Source organism: Pseudomonas sp. QS1027 (assembly GCF_002814235.1).
Lineage (GTDB): Bacteria > Pseudomonadota > Gammaproteobacteria > Pseudomonadales > Pseudomonadaceae > Aquipseudomonas.
In genome coordinates this window covers 17,767-34,338 of record NZ_PHSU01000027.1, presented here as the reverse complement: position 1 = coordinate 34,338, position 16,572 = coordinate 17,767, and the positions used below count along the sequence as shown (strand labels likewise).

At 61.4% G+C, this 16,572-nt stretch carries 19 protein-coding genes; 5 read left to right on the top strand and 14 right to left on the bottom strand.

The features are described 5' to 3' along the window. Positions 1-6 precede the first annotated feature (6 nt). Complete coding sequence (locus tag CWE01_RS22890) at positions 7-759, top strand: hypothetical protein (RefSeq protein ID WP_256579405.1); 753 nt, start codon at positions 7-9, stop codon at positions 757-759. Here CWE01_RS22890 and CWE01_RS22885 read toward each other — a convergent pair. The 11 genes from CWE01_RS22885 to CWE01_RS22830 all read right to left on the bottom strand — a co-directional run bounded on the left by CWE01_RS22885 (position 744) and on the right by CWE01_RS22830 (position 10,248). Then, entirely contained in the window at positions 744-1,676 is a 933-nt protein-coding gene (locus CWE01_RS22885) for a phosphatidate cytidylyltransferase (protein ID WP_100942822.1), read from the bottom strand. The genes CWE01_RS22890 and CWE01_RS22885 overlap by 16 nt on opposite strands. A gap of 1 nt (position 1,677) precedes the next feature. Then, a complete protein-coding gene (locus CWE01_RS22880) occupies positions 1,678-2,298 on the bottom strand; it encodes a 1-acyl-sn-glycerol-3-phosphate acyltransferase (RefSeq protein WP_100942821.1) in 621 nt (206 codons plus the stop codon). A 9-nt stretch (positions 2,299-2,307) separates the two neighbouring features. After that, a complete protein-coding gene (locus CWE01_RS22875; RefSeq protein WP_100942820.1) occupies positions 2,308-2,763 on the bottom strand; it encodes a hypothetical protein in 456 nt (151 codons plus the stop codon). Then, positions 2,753-4,111: a phosphatase PAP2/dual specificity phosphatase family protein gene (locus tag CWE01_RS22870; RefSeq protein ID WP_100942819.1), complete on the bottom strand. Its 1,359-nt coding sequence runs from the start codon at positions 4,109-4,111 to the stop codon at positions 2,753-2,755. The genes CWE01_RS22875 and CWE01_RS22870 overlap by 11 nt, the downstream gene beginning before the upstream one ends. After that, on the bottom strand, positions 4,108-5,868 hold the full coding sequence (locus CWE01_RS22865) for a bifunctional alpha/beta hydrolase/class I SAM-dependent methyltransferase (protein WP_100942818.1): 1,761 nt from the start codon (positions 5,866-5,868) through the stop codon (positions 4,108-4,110). Before CWE01_RS22865 ends, CWE01_RS22870 begins: the two co-directional genes overlap by 4 nt. A gap of 76 nt (positions 5,869-5,944) precedes the next feature. Further along, positions 5,945-6,574: a CDP-alcohol phosphatidyltransferase family protein gene (locus CWE01_RS22860; RefSeq protein ID WP_100942817.1), complete on the bottom strand. Its 630-nt coding sequence runs from the start codon at positions 6,572-6,574 to the stop codon at positions 5,945-5,947. A 175-nt stretch (positions 6,575-6,749) separates the two neighbouring features. Next, positions 6,750-7,319 (bottom strand): nucleotidyltransferase family protein, encoded by a 570-nt coding sequence (locus tag CWE01_RS22855; RefSeq protein ID WP_100942816.1) that lies wholly within the window; start codon positions 7,317-7,319, stop codon positions 6,750-6,752. A gap of 185 nt (positions 7,320-7,504) precedes the next feature. Then, on the bottom strand, positions 7,505-7,978 hold the full coding sequence (locus CWE01_RS22850; protein ID WP_100942815.1) for a hypothetical protein: 474 nt from the start codon (positions 7,976-7,978) through the stop codon (positions 7,505-7,507). Between the two features lie 52 nt (positions 7,979-8,030). Further along, the gene (locus tag CWE01_RS22845; RefSeq protein ID WP_100942814.1) at positions 8,031-8,312 is read right to left on the bottom strand and encodes a DUF3761 domain-containing protein; all 282 of its coding nucleotides are present in this window, start codon (positions 8,310-8,312) and stop codon (positions 8,031-8,033) included. Between the two features lie 199 nt (positions 8,313-8,511). Then, a complete protein-coding gene (locus CWE01_RS22840; RefSeq protein ID WP_100942813.1) occupies positions 8,512-8,829 on the bottom strand; it encodes a DUF6124 family protein in 318 nt (105 codons plus the stop codon). A 510-nt stretch (positions 8,830-9,339) separates the two neighbouring features. Next, the gene (locus CWE01_RS22830) at positions 9,340-10,248 is read right to left on the bottom strand and encodes a LysR family transcriptional regulator (RefSeq protein WP_100942811.1); all 909 of its coding nucleotides are present in this window, start codon (positions 10,246-10,248) and stop codon (positions 9,340-9,342) included. A gap of 108 nt (positions 10,249-10,356) precedes the next feature. Here CWE01_RS22830 and CWE01_RS22825 point away from each other — a divergent pair, with 108 nt between their 5' ends. Both CWE01_RS22825 and yfcF read left to right on the top strand, forming a co-directional pair. Then, positions 10,357-11,565 (top strand): MFS transporter, encoded by a 1,209-nt coding sequence (locus CWE01_RS22825; RefSeq protein WP_100942810.1) that lies wholly within the window; start codon positions 10,357-10,359, stop codon positions 11,563-11,565. 107 nt (positions 11,566-11,672) lie between these two features. Next, positions 11,673-12,305 carry a glutathione transferase gene (yfcF, locus tag CWE01_RS22820; protein ID WP_100942809.1) on the top strand — a complete coding sequence of 211 codons (633 nt, stop codon included), beginning with the start codon at positions 11,673-11,675 and terminating at the stop codon, positions 12,303-12,305. A 19-nt stretch (positions 12,306-12,324) separates the two neighbouring features. Here the strand turns inward: yfcF and CWE01_RS22815 are convergent, their stop codons facing one another. Continuing rightward, positions 12,325-13,749: an MFS transporter gene (locus CWE01_RS22815; RefSeq protein WP_100942808.1), complete on the bottom strand. Its 1,425-nt coding sequence runs from the start codon at positions 13,747-13,749 to the stop codon at positions 12,325-12,327. Between the two features lie 139 nt (positions 13,750-13,888). On the opposite strand from CWE01_RS22815, the gene CWE01_RS22810 reads away from it, so the two are divergent. Further along, positions 13,889-14,785, top strand: coding sequence for a LysR family transcriptional regulator (locus tag CWE01_RS22810; protein WP_100942807.1), 897 nt, complete (start codon positions 13,889-13,891; stop codon positions 14,783-14,785). A gap of 1 nt (position 14,786) precedes the next feature. Here CWE01_RS22810 and CWE01_RS22805 read toward each other — a convergent pair whose 3' ends face one another. Both CWE01_RS22805 and CWE01_RS22800 read right to left on the bottom strand, forming a co-directional pair. After that, complete coding sequence (locus CWE01_RS22805; RefSeq protein WP_100942806.1) at positions 14,787-15,347, bottom strand: DUF1640 domain-containing protein; 561 nt, start codon at positions 15,345-15,347, stop codon at positions 14,787-14,789. A 237-nt stretch (positions 15,348-15,584) separates the two neighbouring features. Next, positions 15,585-15,794 (bottom strand): hypothetical protein, encoded by a 210-nt coding sequence (locus tag CWE01_RS22800; RefSeq protein ID WP_100942805.1) that lies wholly within the window; start codon positions 15,792-15,794, stop codon positions 15,585-15,587. Positions 15,795-15,984: 190 nt separating this feature from the next. On the opposite strand from CWE01_RS22800, the gene CWE01_RS22795 reads away from it, so the two are divergent. After that, positions 15,985-16,572 carry a LysE family translocator gene (locus tag CWE01_RS22795; protein ID WP_100942804.1) on the top strand — a complete coding sequence of 196 codons (588 nt, stop codon included), beginning with the start codon at positions 15,985-15,987 and terminating at the stop codon, positions 16,570-16,572.

Here is a 16,572-nt window from a genome sequence, read left to right as displayed (position 1 = left end):
TTCGCCGTGCCTTTGTGCGGTGGCGTTGTCTATGCCATCGCGAAGGGAATGCTGATCGGCTGGAGTGAGTCGGTGCTGTTTTCCGGATTTCTTTTCGGTAGCGTGATTTCCATTGTCCTGGGCATTCCCTTGCTGCTGCTGGGCGATCGCCGTTTTGGCGGGTTCGGGGCGCGCCATATGATGAGCAGCCTGATCCAGAGCCTGGTGGCCTGCCTGCTGGTTGGCGCCTGGGGCTGGCCTTTGTTGGTGATGACGGTGTTGGGCGGATTGGCGCTGTGGGGGTTGTACAGCGTTGTCGCCAGCGGCATAGACCGGCTGCCGGCCAGCGCCGATGGGTCTCTTTGCTCAGGGTGGGGACGGGTTGTTTGCGTTCCGCTCTCGGGTGGGGTGACGCTGGGCGTGGCGGCGGTGCTGTTTCTCGCGGATGGAGCGGCTTTTATCCTGTTTTTCCTGATCGGGGTGTTGCTTGGCATGCTGGTTGGCTGGCCAGTGCTCTGGGGGGTAGAGCGTTTTCTGACAGCGCATTCACGTTACGTCATCGCCGGTCTGTTGAGCAGTTTGCTGATCTGGCTGGCGGCCGCCGCACCGGCTTTCTTCACCTATGCTACCGCGTCATCGAAAGATGACGCGGTGTGGCCGATGCTGTTTGGGCAAGGACTCATCGTCTTCTTGTCCATCGGCTTGCTCTCAGGGGGTGTTTGCACGCTCTTCAATTGGCTGTACGAGCGCTACCGTAATACCCCTCACGTCCACCAGTAGCGCACCAGATGAAAGAAGATCGGCGCGGCAAAGCACACCGAGTCCAGCCGGTCGAGCATGCCGCCATGGCCTTCGATCATATGGCCCCAGTCCTTGACCCCACGGTCGCGCTTGATCGCCGACATGACGATGCCGCCGGCAAAGCCCAGCAGGTTGATCAACAACGCGATCAGCGCCGCTTGCCAGGGATTGAAAGGGGTAATCCAGAACAGCGCGCCGCCGATCAACGAGGCCAGGGTAATGCCGCCGACAAAACCTTCGACGGTTTTCGACGGTGACAGGTTGGGCGCGATCTTGCGTTTGCCGAACAGCTTGCCGCAGACGTACTGGAGCACGTCGGACAGTTGCACCACGATCACCAGGTAGGCGATCAGCAGCAGGTTGCGGCCTTCATAACCGGCAATCTCCAGGGTCAGCAGCGCCGGCACGAACGACACGCAGAACACCGCGATCATCAGGCCCCACTGGACCTTCGAGGCCCGCTCCAGGAAGTGCGTGCTGTCACCGCCCAGGGAGGCGAGGATCGGCAGCAGCAGGAACACATAGACCGGGATGAAGATCGAAAACAGTCCGTACCAGTCGCTGTAGATCAGCAGATATTGCAACGGCAGGGCCAGGTAGAACGCCGCTACCAGCGCCGGGTAGTCGCTGCGCCGGGTCGGCGTCAGGGTCAGGAACTCGCGCAGGGCGTAGAAGGACACCGCATAGAACAGCAGGATCACCGCGCCGGTACCCAGCCAGAAGGCGATACCGATCACCAGCACCATCACCCACCAGGCGTTGATCCGGGCGTTGAGGTTATCGATGACCGCATTCGGCGTGCCTCGGGTACGCCACTTGAGGACAAAGCCGATCAGCGAAGCCAGCACCAGGATCATGCCGATCCCGGCGAACAACATCAGGGTCTGCCTATCCATTTCAGTGTTGCTCCGGTGCCAGGGCCAGCAGCGCGTCGCGGCTGCGTTGCAGGAAGTGTTCTTTGCTTTCGTCGTCTTCGAGTCGCAGCGGTGCGCCGAAACTGGTGGTGCACAACAGGGGCAGGGGCAATACCCGACCCTTGGGCATGACCCGGTTGAGGTTGGCGATCCACACTGGAATCAGCTGTGCCTGCGGGTAGCTCCGGGTCAGGTGGAAGATCCCGCTCTTGAACGGCAGCAGGCCGTCCTCCTGGTTACGGGTGCCCTCGGGAAAGATGATCAGTGAGTGACCTTGCTCGAGTGCGTCGAGCATCGGTTGCAGCGGATTGTCTCCCGGCTCCTTGCGTTCGCGATCGATCAGCACGCCGTTGAAGACCCGCTTGATGATATAGCGGCGCAGGGCGCTTTTATTCCAGTAGTCGGCGCCGGCGACCGGCCGGGTGAGTTTGCGCAGTGCCGGTGGCAGCGAGGCCCAGAGCAGCACGAAGTCACCGTGGCTGCTGTGGTTGGCGAAGTAGATGCGCTGCTCCGGATTGGGCCCGCAGCCGATCCACAGGCTGCGGGCACCGGTGATCAGGCGGGCGCCGGAGGTGATGAGGGTGGCAACCACGGGTTCGAACATGACGATTCCTTATCCGGCGAAGGGCAGCCAGGGGCTGGCCAGAATGACGATCAGTGGCAGGGAAATTTGTACCAGCACCAGCAACGCCTGACGCTTGAGCAGGCCCAGCGCGCCACGGCCGCGCTCGGCCCAGGGGCGGTTTGTGGATTGTCGCGGTTGCAGGCCGAGGTCTTGCAGTGCCTGGTCCAGCGCCTCGGTGCGATCGCTCAGGTTGCTTGGGTCGTGTGCCATCAACTGGAACAGATCGGCGTCGAAAGCGACGCGAAAGGCCCAGTACTTTTGCAACAGGCCCGACAGTACCAGCCAGGCACTGGCCACCAGGCACCACAGGCTGATGGTGCTGAAGAGCAAGGGCGCCAGACCCAGCAGAACACCCAGTACGGTCAATCCCATGGAAAGATGGTCGAGCGCGCGGCCACGCCGCAGCAGGCTGGCGACCACGTGCAGTTGCATGTCAGCGGGCATCGGCGATCCTCGTTTGGGCGGCCGCTTCGCCAGGTACGAGCTGGACCATGGCTTCCAGCGCCTGGCGATGCTGCGGATGCAGGACCACGCCGGGACGTGCAGCACGTATCAGCGCCAGGGCTTCATCGATCGTCGTCGCTCGGCCACTGTGCAGCAACCAGGCGGCGAGCGCCGTGGCACTGCGCGAATAGCCCAGGGCGCAGCAGACCAGCAGCGGTCCGTGCTGACGCAGTTCATCGATACTCAGGGCGGCTTCGCGAGATTGCTCCGCTGACGGTGCGATCAGGTCCAGCACGGGAATGCTGCGATAGGTCCGGCCTTGAGGAGCCAAGGACAGTTCGGCACACAGGTCGACGATGGCCGCGAACGGGCCGGCCTGAAGTTCGCGCCGGCTTGGTAGTCGCCCAAGCCAAACGTCGTCTACAACGTGATCGGGTTGTGGATGGGATTTTGTCCAGAGCCGCGAATTGATCCAGGCACCTGCCCGGTAAGGTGCAAACAGCCAGCGTGCCGCCGGGCTCAAGCTGCCGTCGGCGCGTTTCTGGAAACCCTGGGCGCCGAACAGTGCGTAATTGAGCGCCACCAGCGCCAGGGCCGACGCCGGCCAGAGCAACCACAACGCGACACCGGCGAAACCGAAGCCGGCGATGGCCAGCAGCGCCGCCCCCAGCCCGTAGCGAGCGGCCAGGACAAGGCGTTTGCCATCGCCTGCCAGACGCGCGATGGCTAACGGGTTGGCACGGTCATCCGGCCACAGCCAGACGCACAACCAGCCGGCCAGGGCGCCGGTGGGGAGGTCGATAAAGTGGTGTTGATAGGTGGTCAGCACCGACACGCCAATCAGCGCGAACCAGCCATGCACCAGCCAGCGGCCGGCACCGTTGAAATGCCGGCGGTACATGACCCACAGAATCACCAGCAACGCGATATGCAGCGAAGGCGCCTGGTTGAAGGGCTTGTCGAAGCCCGCCAGTACCGCGAACAGCCAGCCGAACACGCCGTCCAGTGGCGGTCGGGGGAAGGTGAAGGTCAGCGGCCAGAGCAGGAAGCAGGAGACGGCGATTGCCTGGGCCGTCAGCAGGCGCAGGGCGTGTCGATCGAGCTCGCGCTTGCTTCTGGGCAGCAGCAGCGACAAACCGTAAAGCAGGTCGATGGACCAGTAGGGCACGATGGTCCAGGCCCAGAACGGCATATGGCTTTCCCAGCCGAACACGTAGCTGCCGACATCGCTGCGCCGGGCGGTGTACCAGGTGGCGAAGCCGTAGCTGGCGAAGAACAACGGCGCCAGCAGAACCAGCCAGAGCACGGCGCGTTTCAGCAGGCCGGCTTCGCGGGGTGTGCTGTTCATCCTTGCACGCGTTGCGCCAGGGACACGCTGAAGATCCCCCATTCATCGACCCGTTGAGTGATCTTGCGAAACCCGGCGGCTTCCACCAACTGGTCCATTTCCGCCTGGCTGCGCCGGCGCATGACCCAGGCCTGGCCTTGACGGTGACTGGTCAGGGCGCGGGCAATCAGTTCCAACTGCGGGTGCCAGGGTTGTCCGGTGTAGACCAGATAAGCGCCCGGTTCACAGGCCTCGGCCAAACCCGCGAGGGAGTTGCCGACCAGGGTGTTATCGGCGAACAGTTCATACAGGCCCGACACCACAGCGAGGCTTGGCTTGGGGTCCAGCGCGGCGAGATCGGCGCGGTCAAAGGCGTCGCCCTTGACGAATTGGGCGATCTCGCCCAGGCCTTTTTCGACGATCAGCGCGTTGCCGTCACGCACGTTGATATCGCTGTAGTCGCGCAACAGGATCGACTCCGGCAGTGGCGTCACTCCGTGCAGGGCTTCCAGGATATAGCGCCCGTGGCCGGCGGCGATATCCACGATCCGTACCTCGCGACCTTGCTCGCGCAGTTGGGCCATGGCCAGGCGCAGCAGCTCCTCGACATGCAACTTGCGCTGGCGGATGCCGCGCCAGCCGATGGAGTTCAGGTAATTCTGGTCGATCATCCGGCCCAGCGGGGTATGCCCGGTGGGTGCGTTGCGGTAGACATAGTCCAGGGTGCTGCCGGAGTCGAAACCGGTGTCGAAGCCGAGCTTGACCCCGGCCGACAGCTTGCTGCCCAGGCCCATGCTGGCGCGGGTCAGGCGCCAGTAGAGATCTCGCGGCGAGTTGTGCGGCAAGGGCGCTGCCAGCGACTCGGATTCGGCGCAGGTCTCGCCGATACGATCGGCGTCGAGCAGGGCAGGGCGGCTGACCGGTGAGAGGAAATTCTGTTGGATAAAGCGTTTGGCACGGCTGACGGCCAAGTGCCGGTCGCGCTCGCCGAGGGTGTCGTGAAAGAAGCCGGGGAGTACATGCCGTTCTTTTTTCAGGCTGCCCAGGCGCTGGAAAAATTGCTCCTGGGGTTTGCGATGGACCACGAAGTCCGCGCCGGAAATCAGCAACTGGGTCGGCACCTGGATCGCATTGGCATCGGCGACCACACGGTCGGCGGCCTCGTAGAGCCCGAGCAGGACGTTCACCGAAATGGCCTTGGTGATCAGCGGATCGCTGTCATAGGAGGCAATGCGTTCCGGGTCGTGGCTGAGGAACTTGGCCTTGACGTAGCTGTTGACGAAAAAGTTGCCGCGAAAGCGTCGCATCAGGGCCAGTCCCGGGCGGGCGAAAGGCACGTAGAGCTTGACCTTGAAGGCCGGGGAGGCGAGCACCAGGGCGCGGATCTTTGGCGCGTAATCGTGAACCCAGGTGGTGACGATCACCGCGCCGACGCTCTGGGCGATCACCGCGATATTTTCTTCGGCGATAGCGAAGGTGGCGCCGAGGTGATCGCAGAAGGTTTGCACATCCCGCACGCTGGTGGCGAAGCTCGGGCTGTCGCCCCGCGCGCCCGGCGACTGGCCGTGGCCACGGGCGTCCCAGGCGAAGAAGTCGAAGTCCGGCAGGTCGAGTTCATCCACCAGGTGGGCAATCCGCCCGGAATGCTCATGCCCCCGGTGGAACAGCAGGATGGCCTTGCGCGGCTCGCCGGCGGCCGGCGTTGTGGCCGGCCAGTGGCGATAAAACAGTTCGACACCATCGTGGGTACTGAAGGTCTGGGTTTGCTCGTCGCGCATTGCAATGTCCTTTTGCCGGATCTTGGAGTGGGAGCTTGAGGCCAATCTCTGGGGGAGCGGTTTTGCGATTCGGGTGTTATTGGGCCGGTGGCTCTGCTGTGGTTGCGGCTTCTTTCAAGCCTTGTCGTACCCGATTGACCAACGTGACCAGCAGGAGTGCCGCCATCAGTACAAATAACCCATTTATCCATTGGGCATTGATCAGGCCGAAGGCCACGCCGGCGGCGATAACACCCAGGGCAAATGCACGATCGCTTTTGCCCATGGGGCCGTCGTAGCGCCGTGAGGCACCGATCATTGTTCCCAAGACACCGGCGTATTCGCTGAACAACGCCAGCAGGGTCACCAGCAGCACTGCCAGCAGGCTGACATCGGGCAACAAGGCAAACGGCAGGATCAGCGCGCTGTCGGCGACGATGTCGCAGAGTTCGTTCAAGTAGGCGCCGAGCTTCGATTGCTGACCGAATTCCCGGGCGAGCATGCCGTCGATGGCATTCAAGGCCATGCGCAGGATCATCCACAGCGGGATGAGCACGAATACCCAGGCGTGCCCGGCAAAGGTGGCGACTACGGCGCCCACCAGCAAGGAAATCACGGCGGCGCTCAGGGTGACCTGGTTGGCGCTGGTGCCATTGTCGAAGAGGCGCTGGACCACTGGACGCAGCAGGTTCTGGAAGCGGGGTTTGAGCTGGTAGATCGAAGGCATGATGGCGACGGTCCTTGTCCGGGGGCGTTGAGCGGCGGGGCCTGGGGACTCCTGAGGGCAGGAGAGACCGCTGACTGGCGAAGCAGATGGATTATTGTCAGAAATGACCGGGGCTGACATTAGGTTCCGGATAAAAATGTGTGCCGCCGGGCATATTCGGGAAACAAACCGGTTTTTATGAAAGGTTGGTTTCCACGACTTTCAGCCAAGGCCAGCGAGCCTGATAACTTTTCGCCTTCTGCTCGAACAAGTCGGGCTCGCGATAAGCTGGATTGATCCGAAGCAGGCCTTGCTCGATATCGGTCAGGCCATAGGGTGCATAGATTTCGCCCGTGGCAACATCCAGTCCAATGCAGGTGCCGGCAATGAGGTAGCGATCAATACCTTCTTTTGCCGACTCCAGCCGAGCATAGGCTCTTCCGAACCGCTGGGCGTACCAAAGATGGACGCGAGCCTGGTTCTTGATATCGATGTTGACGCCAAGGTCCTGGAAGAGCAGGTGAGTGGCCTGGATAACCTCGTCTTCGGCTTCCCAGGAGAGGTCGTTGTCGAAGTAGAAAACATCGTAATCCTTGACGCCCCACTCGGGTGGCAGGTCCGAGTACTGATTCCAGACGGCCTGGAACAGACAGCCCGCCGTGAGCATGCATTGACTCAAGCCGAGGGAAGGCAGGCGTGAGGCGATTTCAGCGTTTACCGGGTTAGCCATGGCCAGGCTGAGCAGGCGTTCGGCAGTCAATGTCATCTTCATTCCTTTGGCGTAGATCGAGTCCAGGCCGTCGAGGATAGCTCAAAGGTTATGAAGTTTTGTGATAGGGAACGTTCATCCTGTTCAGGCGAACAGGATGAAATTTGGCGGGGACCAGACGGATAGATCAGGATTTTGCTGACGTGTGTTCATGGTCGAGAAAATCGGTCTGTAACTCTGGTTTACAGGCCATTCTTGGAAAGACTTGCTTCGAGTGCCTCGGTTACCAGGGAAATCAAAATGGGGCCTGAACTCGACTGCATTTCTTTTCCGATTGCGGATTGTCGCTCTATCACTTTACCGGCGTATTTTGAGTCTCGACCTTTGGCCGCGAGGGATGATAACTCTTCTGCGGAGAATGACTTCTCATAAGCGGCAGCAAGGTTCTGATCCCATTTCGGCTGGTACTGCGGGAGTAGCGCATTGATTTCGCTCGACACGGCAGTGTCTGCCCCGACAGCCCCGAGCTTTGCAACGAGTGTCCCATAGGTTTGCGTGCGCTTGGCGGCCGACAGCGCAATGGCGGCGAGATCTTCGCCCGCATGGGATTGGGTAATGAAGCTGCGGGCGGCTTCATTGGCCGTCTCAGCAGACGCTGTATTAGAGAGCGCGAGGAGCAATGTGAAGGCGAGGGTGACGCAAAAGGGTTTCGTCATTGTCTGGCTCCTGAAAGGTGTTCGAATAAGCGCTTCGTCCTTTGGACGCTCTCTACAACCAAGCCATCACACCTCCATGCCGCGAGCAGGTCCCCCGTCGGTGCTGGCTGAAACTGTAAGTGTTGTCGCGACACTTGGCCGTGGCACCCTCGGGAGCCCGATCGGACTTGGTATGGGCAGGACTGTGTACTGTGTTCCCGTCTTTGTTCGTATACGAGCCGTGCTCGATCAGTTGCGACTCATCGGGGGTGACGGCTTGGCGATCCGTATCGGTTCTGGCAAAAGCAGGCTGGAAAATCAAACAGGCGGCAAGCGCCAAGTAGGCGAGTTTCATTGGCTGACCAATCCTTGGTGTAGAGGGAGGAACTCATACAGGTGTGGTTACCATACGGTCCTTTTTATCAGGATGGTAGCAATTTGGAATCGCTCTGTCTTTTACCTCAAGGGCTCTTGTTTACAGGGAGCGTTAGTCGTTGATTTCGACTTCTGTGATCGCTCCTGGGCATAGGCGCAGGAGCGATGGGAGTCGCTTGTCAGCCGGTTTTGGCCAGCTTTATATCAAGCAGCGAATCCATATGTTGTTGCGCCATATCGATCAGGTGCACCGCGCCCAAGGCAAGTTTGCGATTCGAGCCTTGGAGGTTGTCCGCGCATTCGTAGGCGTTGGCTGAGGCGCATTGGAGAATTTCGTAAATGTGAACCAGCGTTTCTTCCAAGTTGCGCGGGGGGCTTGGGGTGGGTTTGGCGGCAGGTGGCAGTTCGTAGTGGGCGAAAGCGCGCTCTGCGGCGAGCTGGAAGGCCGGTGATACGAGGTCGTCAGTGGCGGGTGGATTAGGTGTGATCTTGAACATGGTGTCGCTCCTGTGTTGAAGGAGCTACCACTCCCTGCTGTCAAACAGGATTGGGTGGCAGCTGTACGTAGGTTGACAGACCGGACACAGGATACCCGGCGCACCCGAAGATGCCCTGCGCACAGCCGCCATAACACACAACGACAGGCATGAAAAAAGCGCCTACGTGGTGCTGGGGCGCTGTTGGCGCCTGTGAGTTTCGGTCTGTCAAAACCGGTCACTGAATATGCAGTGACGGTATGCAGACTAGTCATCGATTCTGGCAGGCGCAACGGGTTGGGATTTTCTAGGAAATGTCCGTCAAACGAAAGAGAACTTTCGTCAGGCGCCTAGCAAGCGAATCAGTGCCCTTGGGCATAGCATCAAAAATAGTGGAAAAATAAATGGCTACCCCTTTGTACTGGAAGTGTCTCTGGCGCAAGACCCAACCTTGCCTTTGGTGGGCCAAGTCTGCCGGATGCACTGTTCTGCTCCCCAGCGTCTGAATCGCAGTGGTTGCCTGAAGGTCCCTCAACGGTATTCCTGGGTCTGTCGAAGCTCGTCGATCACCCCCATGAACGCCTCGACCAGCAGACTGCGTCCTTGCGCGCGGGTCAGTACCAGCAGAGGCGCACAGGCGTCGGGGTCCGCCAGGGGGCGGTAGGTCACGCCTTTTTTCGCCAGGGTCCGGGTGCAGTGAGGCACCAGTGCAACGCCTTGACCGGCGGCCACGAGGGCGATGATTGAGGTGATCTGTCGCCCGGCAGGCCCCGGTTGCAAGGGCAGGTCGTGGCGTTGGTAGAGCTGCTCGATAAGCGTGTTGAGCCCTGAGCCGTAATCAACCGGATAACGTATCAATGGACGCGCACTGAGTTGCGCCAGGGTCACCTGGGTTTGCTCGGCCAGCGGATCGTCGCTGGAGAGGGCGGCCACTAGCTGCTCCTCGCCCAGGGACAGTGACTGGACCTCGGTTTGCCCGTCGGACGGCGACAGGCGGCTCATGCCGATATCGATACGCCCGTCGACGATCTGCGCCACCAGGGCACCTGATGCGCTTTCCACCAATGTCAGTTGAACCTCCGGAAAACGCTGGGCGAACGCCCGAATGGTCAGGCTGAAAATATCTGACAGGGCAATCGAGCTGGCATAACCGAGGACAAGCTGACCGGCAGTGCCAGCCGCCAACTTGTCGGCGATGACTTTGGCCAGGTCGACTTGCTCCAGCACCGAGCGGGCGTAAGGCAGAAAGGCACGACCTTGGGGCGTAAGCAATACGCTGCGGCTGGTGCGGTCGAAAAGGCGAAATCCCAGCTCGACTTCCAAGGCGGAAATCTGCCTGGTCAAGGGCGGTTGGGCGAGGTGCAGGCGCAGTGCTGCGCGGCCAAAGTGCAGCTCCTCGGCAACGGTCAAGAAGTAACGCAACCTGCGTAGATCGAGCATCCTGGTCCTTGGGTATTGATCGGTTCGAATTTGGTATTGGTCTTCGCCAGCCCACGTATTCTATAAAGCCTGTTCGTCATAAAACGAGAGGCTCTGTGAGTAAATACGATGACTGATTTGAAAAGCCCACTCACATTGAGCGAGTCACCACCTGCCGAGGCCTCTTTGCGTCGCCGGTCCCTGTTGGCGGCCTGTAGCGCCCACGCGGTGCATGACGGCCTGACCGATGTGATCTATGTGTTACTGCCGATCTGGCAGGCTCAGTTCGGCATGAGTTACGCGCAGGTGGGGCTGTTGCGCGGAGCCTATTCCGGGATGATGGCCGGTTTCCAGCTGTTGGCGAGCCGGGCCGCCAGGCGCTGGGGACGAGAGCGTTTGCTGGTGGGCGGCACGGCACTGGCCGCTCTGGCGTACCTGCTCGTCGGCCAGGCCGGCGGGTTGACGGTGCTGCTGTTGGCGCTGTTGCTGGGTGGGTTGGGCGCCAGCACCCAGCACCCGCTGGCGTCTTCGCTGATCACCGATACCCATGAGGCGGGTGGCGGGGTCAAGGAGGCGCTGTCGCAATACAATTTTTCCGGCGATATCGGCAAGACGTTGCTCCCGGGACTGGTAGGCCTGTTGCTGACGGTCGTCAGTTGGCGTGCCAGTGTCACGCTGATAGGCGTGCTCGGCCTGGCTGCTGCCGTGCTGCTGTGGTGGCTGGTCCCGACACAGGCGGCAACGTCGCTCGGGCCTCGGAAAGCCTCTGCGGCACTGGCGGGGAAGGGCTCCGCCAATGGGCTGCGTGCGCTGTTGCTGACGGGCACGCTGGACAGTGCGGTGCGCATGGGTTTTCTCACCTTCCTGCCTTTCCTGTTGAGCAGCAAGGGGGCCGGGACGGCGGGCATCGGCCTGGCGTTGATGCTGCTGTTCGTGGGCGGTGCGTTCGGCAAATTGTTCTGCGGTTACCTGGGCGCGCGTATCGGCATGATGAAGACTGTATGGCTGACGGAATCGGCTACCTCGGTGCTGATCGTGCTGGCGGTGTATCTGCCGCTGTCCGGCATGATGGCGATGCTGCCGTTGCTGGGGCTGGTTCTGAACGGAACATCGTCGGTGCTCTATGGCGTGGTGCCGGAGTTGTCGGAGGCGGGCAAGCGCGAGCAGGCATTCGCGCTGTTCTATACCGGAACCATCGGCGGTGGGGCGCTGGCGCCGGTGTTGTTCGGGGGACTCGGTGATGTGACCGGAATCCCGGTCGCGGTGATGGCTCTGGCAGCGACGGTGCTGCTGACGCTGCCATTGTCATGGTGTGTACAAAGGGCCCTGGACCGCTGAAACCACGGTATTCCCGCGGGGAATGCGCGCATGAAAATCATGCATTTCATTTATGGCGGCCAATCCCGTAGCGTGTCCCTTCCCACCTATGGATATGGAGATGTGTCGTGAGTGATCCCCGCCTGCAACTGTACGTCGATGCTCAATTCACCAGCCCTTATGCCATGTCGGATTTTGTCGTGCTGCGGGAAAAGGGTATCGACTTCGAACTGATCCCGCTGGACCTCGACACCCTGGAAAACCAGGCTGAAGGCTACGCCAGCCTGTCGCTGACCCAGCGGGTGCCGACCCTGGTGCATGGCGACTTTGCCTTGTCCGAGTCGTCGGCGATTGCCGAGTATCTGGAAGAGACATTCCCGCAGGTGCCGGTTTATCCGCAGGACCTTCAACAACGTGCACAGGCTCGGCAGATCCAGGCCTGGCTGCGCAGTGACCTGATGCCGATCCGGCAGGAGCGCTCCACCGTGGTGGTGTTCTATGGCATCAAGTCGGGGCCCTTGTCGCCGGCGGCCGAGGCGGCGACGCGCAAGCTGTTCGCGGCGGCCCAGGCGCTGCTGGCGGATGGCCGTGAGCACCTGTTCGGTGAGTGGTCGATTGCCGATACTGACCTGGCGCTGATGCTCAATCGGCTGGTGCTCAACGGTGATGTCGTACCGCCGGTTCTGGCGGAATACGCGCAGCGCCAATGGCAGCGGCCGGCCGTGCAGGAGTGGGGCGGGTTCCAACGTCCTGCGTTGTAGTGGGCAGCATTGCGTAGCGTTATCGTTTCTTGACGACCAGAGCAACGGCCAGTGCGACGACAACCAGCGCCAGTGCCGTGGCAAAGGTCGTCCGCATGCCGCTGGCGACGGCTTCGGGGGATGCGCTGCTGATGTCGGCGGCCTTTGACGCGAACACAAACACCGCACCCAACGCCGATGCTCCAGTGATCAGCCCGAGATTGCGCGACAGATTGAGCAGGCCGGAGACGACGCCGCGCTGCTGCGTGCCGACCTCGCTCATGACGGCGCTGTTGTTGGACGCCTGGAACAACGCATAGCCGACAGTGACAACGACCAACGGGCTGATGTAACCGCCCAGGCCAAAAGTCTGCGGCAGCAGCGACAACGCGAGGCAGCCAAGCGACATGGCCATCAACCCGACCATGCTCATGCGCTGTGCGCCGAATCGGTCCGCCAGGCGACCTGCCGGCACCCCGGTCAGCGCCGAGACACAAGGCCCGGCCGAGAGTGCCAAGCCGACCCCGGCTGCGTCCAGACCGAGCCCTCGTGCCAGATAGAACGGACCGACCACCAGCGTCGCCATCATCACCGTCGAGACGAGCCCGCTCATGAGCAGGCTCCCGCTCAGCCTGAGGTCGCGGAACATCGCCAGGCGAATCAGCGGCGAGGCGACCTTTGCCTCGGTCAACACGAACAGGCCAAGGCCGAGGACTGCCATGGCCAGCAGGCTGATATTGAGCAGGCCGAAGTGGCCGCGTCCCAGGGTCATGGCCAGTGCATAGGCCGCCAGTGTCAGCGCCAGCAGCAGTGTACCCAGAGGGTCGAAACCGCTTCGCTCGTGCTGAGTCCTTTGACGATCCGCGGGCAGATGGCGGTGGCTGAGGAAAAACGCCAGCAGACCCAGCGGCACGCTGATGAGAAAGAGCGCGCGCCAGCCCGGCCCGGCAATCAGGAAACCGCCCAACGATGGACCCAGGGCAGTGCCGATGGCGGACATGGTGCCCAGCAAACCCATGGCGCTGCCGGTGCGGGCCTTGGTCACCGTTTCGCTGACAAATGCCAGGGTCAGGGCCATCATGATCGCCGCGCCGACGCCTTGCAGCGCCCGGGCGCCGATCAGCAGACCCAGCGTGGGGGCGAAACCACAGAGCGTCGAGGCCAGGGTGAAGAGGGCAATGCCGGTCAGGAGCAGGCGTCGCCGACCGGTGAGATCACCCAGTCTGCCAACGCTGACGATCAGGGTGGTGATCGTCAGCAGGTAGGCGAGGACGATCCATTGCACGTTCTGGAAGGAGGCGTTGAACACCTGTGCCAAGGTGGGCAAGCCGACATTGGCGATGCTGGTGCCGAGGGATGACAGCAGCATCGACAGCGACAGGCCGGCCAGTGCCCAGCGTACCGACGGTGTCTGTGGCTCGGCATCCGTCGCGAGCTTTTCTGGTCCTGCAATGATCGGTTTCATCCGGCTTCTCTTTTCGGCCACTCCCAACGTGGAGCTGTCAGAAATCTACGCCGGCGCCTAACATGGCGGAAGGTGCACCATTTGCACTGTACTCGTGCGTTTGACGCGCTATCCGATCAGGCCATGCCGAGGACGATCCATGTCCACACCCGATCTCAATCTACTGGTCACCCTGGATGTGCTGCTGGCCGAAGGCAGTGTGGCGCGCGCGGCCCGGCGACTGCACCTCAGCCCCTCGGCGATGAGTCGGGCGCTGGCGCGTCTGCGGGAAACCACCGGTGATCCGTTGCTGGTCCGGGCCGGGCGCGGCCTGGTGCCCACGCCCCGGGCGCTGGAATTACGCGAGCGGGTCGCGCAGTTGGTGCAGGACGCTGAAGCGGTTCTGCGCCCTGTCGGGCAGTTGGACCTCAAGCAACTGGTGCGCACCTTCACGTTGCGCACCCGTGACGGTTTTGTGGAGAGCTTCGGTCCTGCGCTGCTGGCCCGGATCGCTGAAGAGGCGCCCGGGGTGCGCCTACGGTTCCTGCAGAAGCCGGACAAGGACAGTGCGCCACTGCGCGACGGCAGTGTCGATCTGGAAACCGGGGTGGTGGGCAGCAGCCAAGGTCCGGAGTTGTTGACCCAGGCGCTGTTTCGCGATCGTTTTATTGGCGTGGTGCGCCGGGAGCATCCACTGAGTCAGGGTGAAATGACTTCGGCACGCTATGCGGCCGGCCAGCACATCGGTGTTGCGCGGCGAGTGCTCGACAAGGGCGCTGTCGATGAGGTGCTGGAGCGGCTTGGGCTTGCTCGTGAGGTGGCTACGTTCGTTGCTGGATTTTCGACTGCGCTGTCGCTGGCCCGGTCCACGGATTTGATCGCCACCGTGCCCGAACGTCACACCGGCAATCTGCGTACCCGTATGCACAGCTTTGAACTTCCGTTCTCGCTGCCGATGTTCACGGTGGCCATGCTCTGGCATCCGCGGCTGGATGCCGATCCTGCGCATCGCTGGTTGCGCGGGTGCCTTCGGCAAGTTTGTGCGTCGCCGGAGTGACTCAGTTCAAGGTGAACTTGATCAGCATGTCGTAAGCCAGTTTGAGCAGGGGAATGGTGATGCAGACGAGCAGGATGCTGAGCTGCCAGCGCAGGATCTTGTTCTGTGAGTCCATTTCAGCAACAGATACCTGGAACTTTGCCCCCTGTTCTGTAATGGCGGATTGCAGTTCTGCGCCTTGTTTTGTCATGGCTTCCCGCAGTTCTGCGCTTTGCTTCGTCATGGACTCTCGCAACTCCGCGCCTTGCTTCGTCATGGCCTCTCGTAGTTCTGCGCCTTGTTTCGTCATGGACTCCCGCAGCTCCGCGCCTTGCTCCTTGATGGAGGCTCGTAGTTCTACCCCTTGTTCATTGATCAGTGCGCGCAGTTCGGTGCCCAGTGAGCGAACTTCCGAGCCCAACTCCGTAATCGACGCTTGCAACTGGGTCTCGGTGCGGAACAGATCAGACTTTGTCGCGAATTTTTCCATATCCGACTCCCAGGCATTTACAACCGCCTTGGCCTTGTTCGGAGGGACGCTGATGCTCGTCAGCGCGTCGTATAAGTTCATCGATAGCTTCATCGTATCTCCTGCAAAGGACAAGTGACCAGAAGGCACCGCCTGACGGCAGGCTCCCGTCAAAAGCGAGGGCTGGGCAGGCGCTGTCGAGGGCAGCGGTCCAGATTCAGATAATCGATGTAAAGCTAAGGAGTGGAAAGTCGGACATTTCCTGCGGGGTAGCAGGACCATGCCTGGCTTTTTGCACGCAAATCAACGTGGCTGCCGGGGAGGCAGCCGGTCAACGATCTGCGGTTGAGATTAGTCGCGCAGCATGCTGGTGCCGTAGTCACGGAAGCTGCTGCCCAGGTTCGACCCGCCAAAACTCTGGGTGACGGGTGTGCTGTTGTAGTGTTGATTACAGCTTTCGGTATAGCAGGCGCTGTTACTGGTCATTGTGCTCGTGCCGGAGCAGGCGCCCAACAGCAGGGCGCTCAACACTAGCGCGACTTTGACGAGGTTCGGCTTCATGGTTCGGTTTCCCCTGGCTGGATGCGATGCACAAATAACACCTTGTTCATCTTACGCCGCTTGAACGCTTTGCTGGATGAAACATTTCGCCAGTGGGGCAAAAGGCTGTACAGGGGAGTTTTCTTCAATACCGCTACCCGTGCCCATGGATACCTTCAGCCCAGACATCCACTCACGCAGAAGGTAGACGATGAGTATCCTTGTTTCCATGGCGGCCTTTGCGCTGGCCTCTTCCATCACCCCCGGTCCGGTCAATATCGTGGCCCTGAGTGCCGGTGCCCAGTTCGGCTGGCGCGCCAGCCTGCGGCACGTGACCGGCGCGACCCTGGGCTTCACCCTGTTGCTGGTCCTGATCGGCCTTGGCCTGAATGAGCTGCTGTTGTTCGTGCCGAGCCTGACCCGGGTGATCCAGCTGGCCGGGGTGGCATTCCTGTTGTACATGGCCTGGAAGCTGGCGCTCGACGATGGCAGCCTGAATACCCGCCAGCCTGGCAAACAGCCGACGATGACGGTCGGTGCGGTGATGCAGTGGCTCAACCCCAAGGCCTGGCTGGCCTGTGTGGCGGGGATGGGGGCTTTTGCGGCCAATAGCGAGCCGCGCTTGGTGTGGCAGTTCGCGGCGGTGTACTTCGTGATCTGCTACGGCTCGATTGCCTGCTGGGGATTTGCCGGGACCTTTCTGCGGCACTATCTGGACAACCCCAAGGGCATGCGCCTGTTCAACCGGCTGATGGCTTTGCTACTGGCGCTCAGCGCGATCTACCTGTTGCTGCCTTGA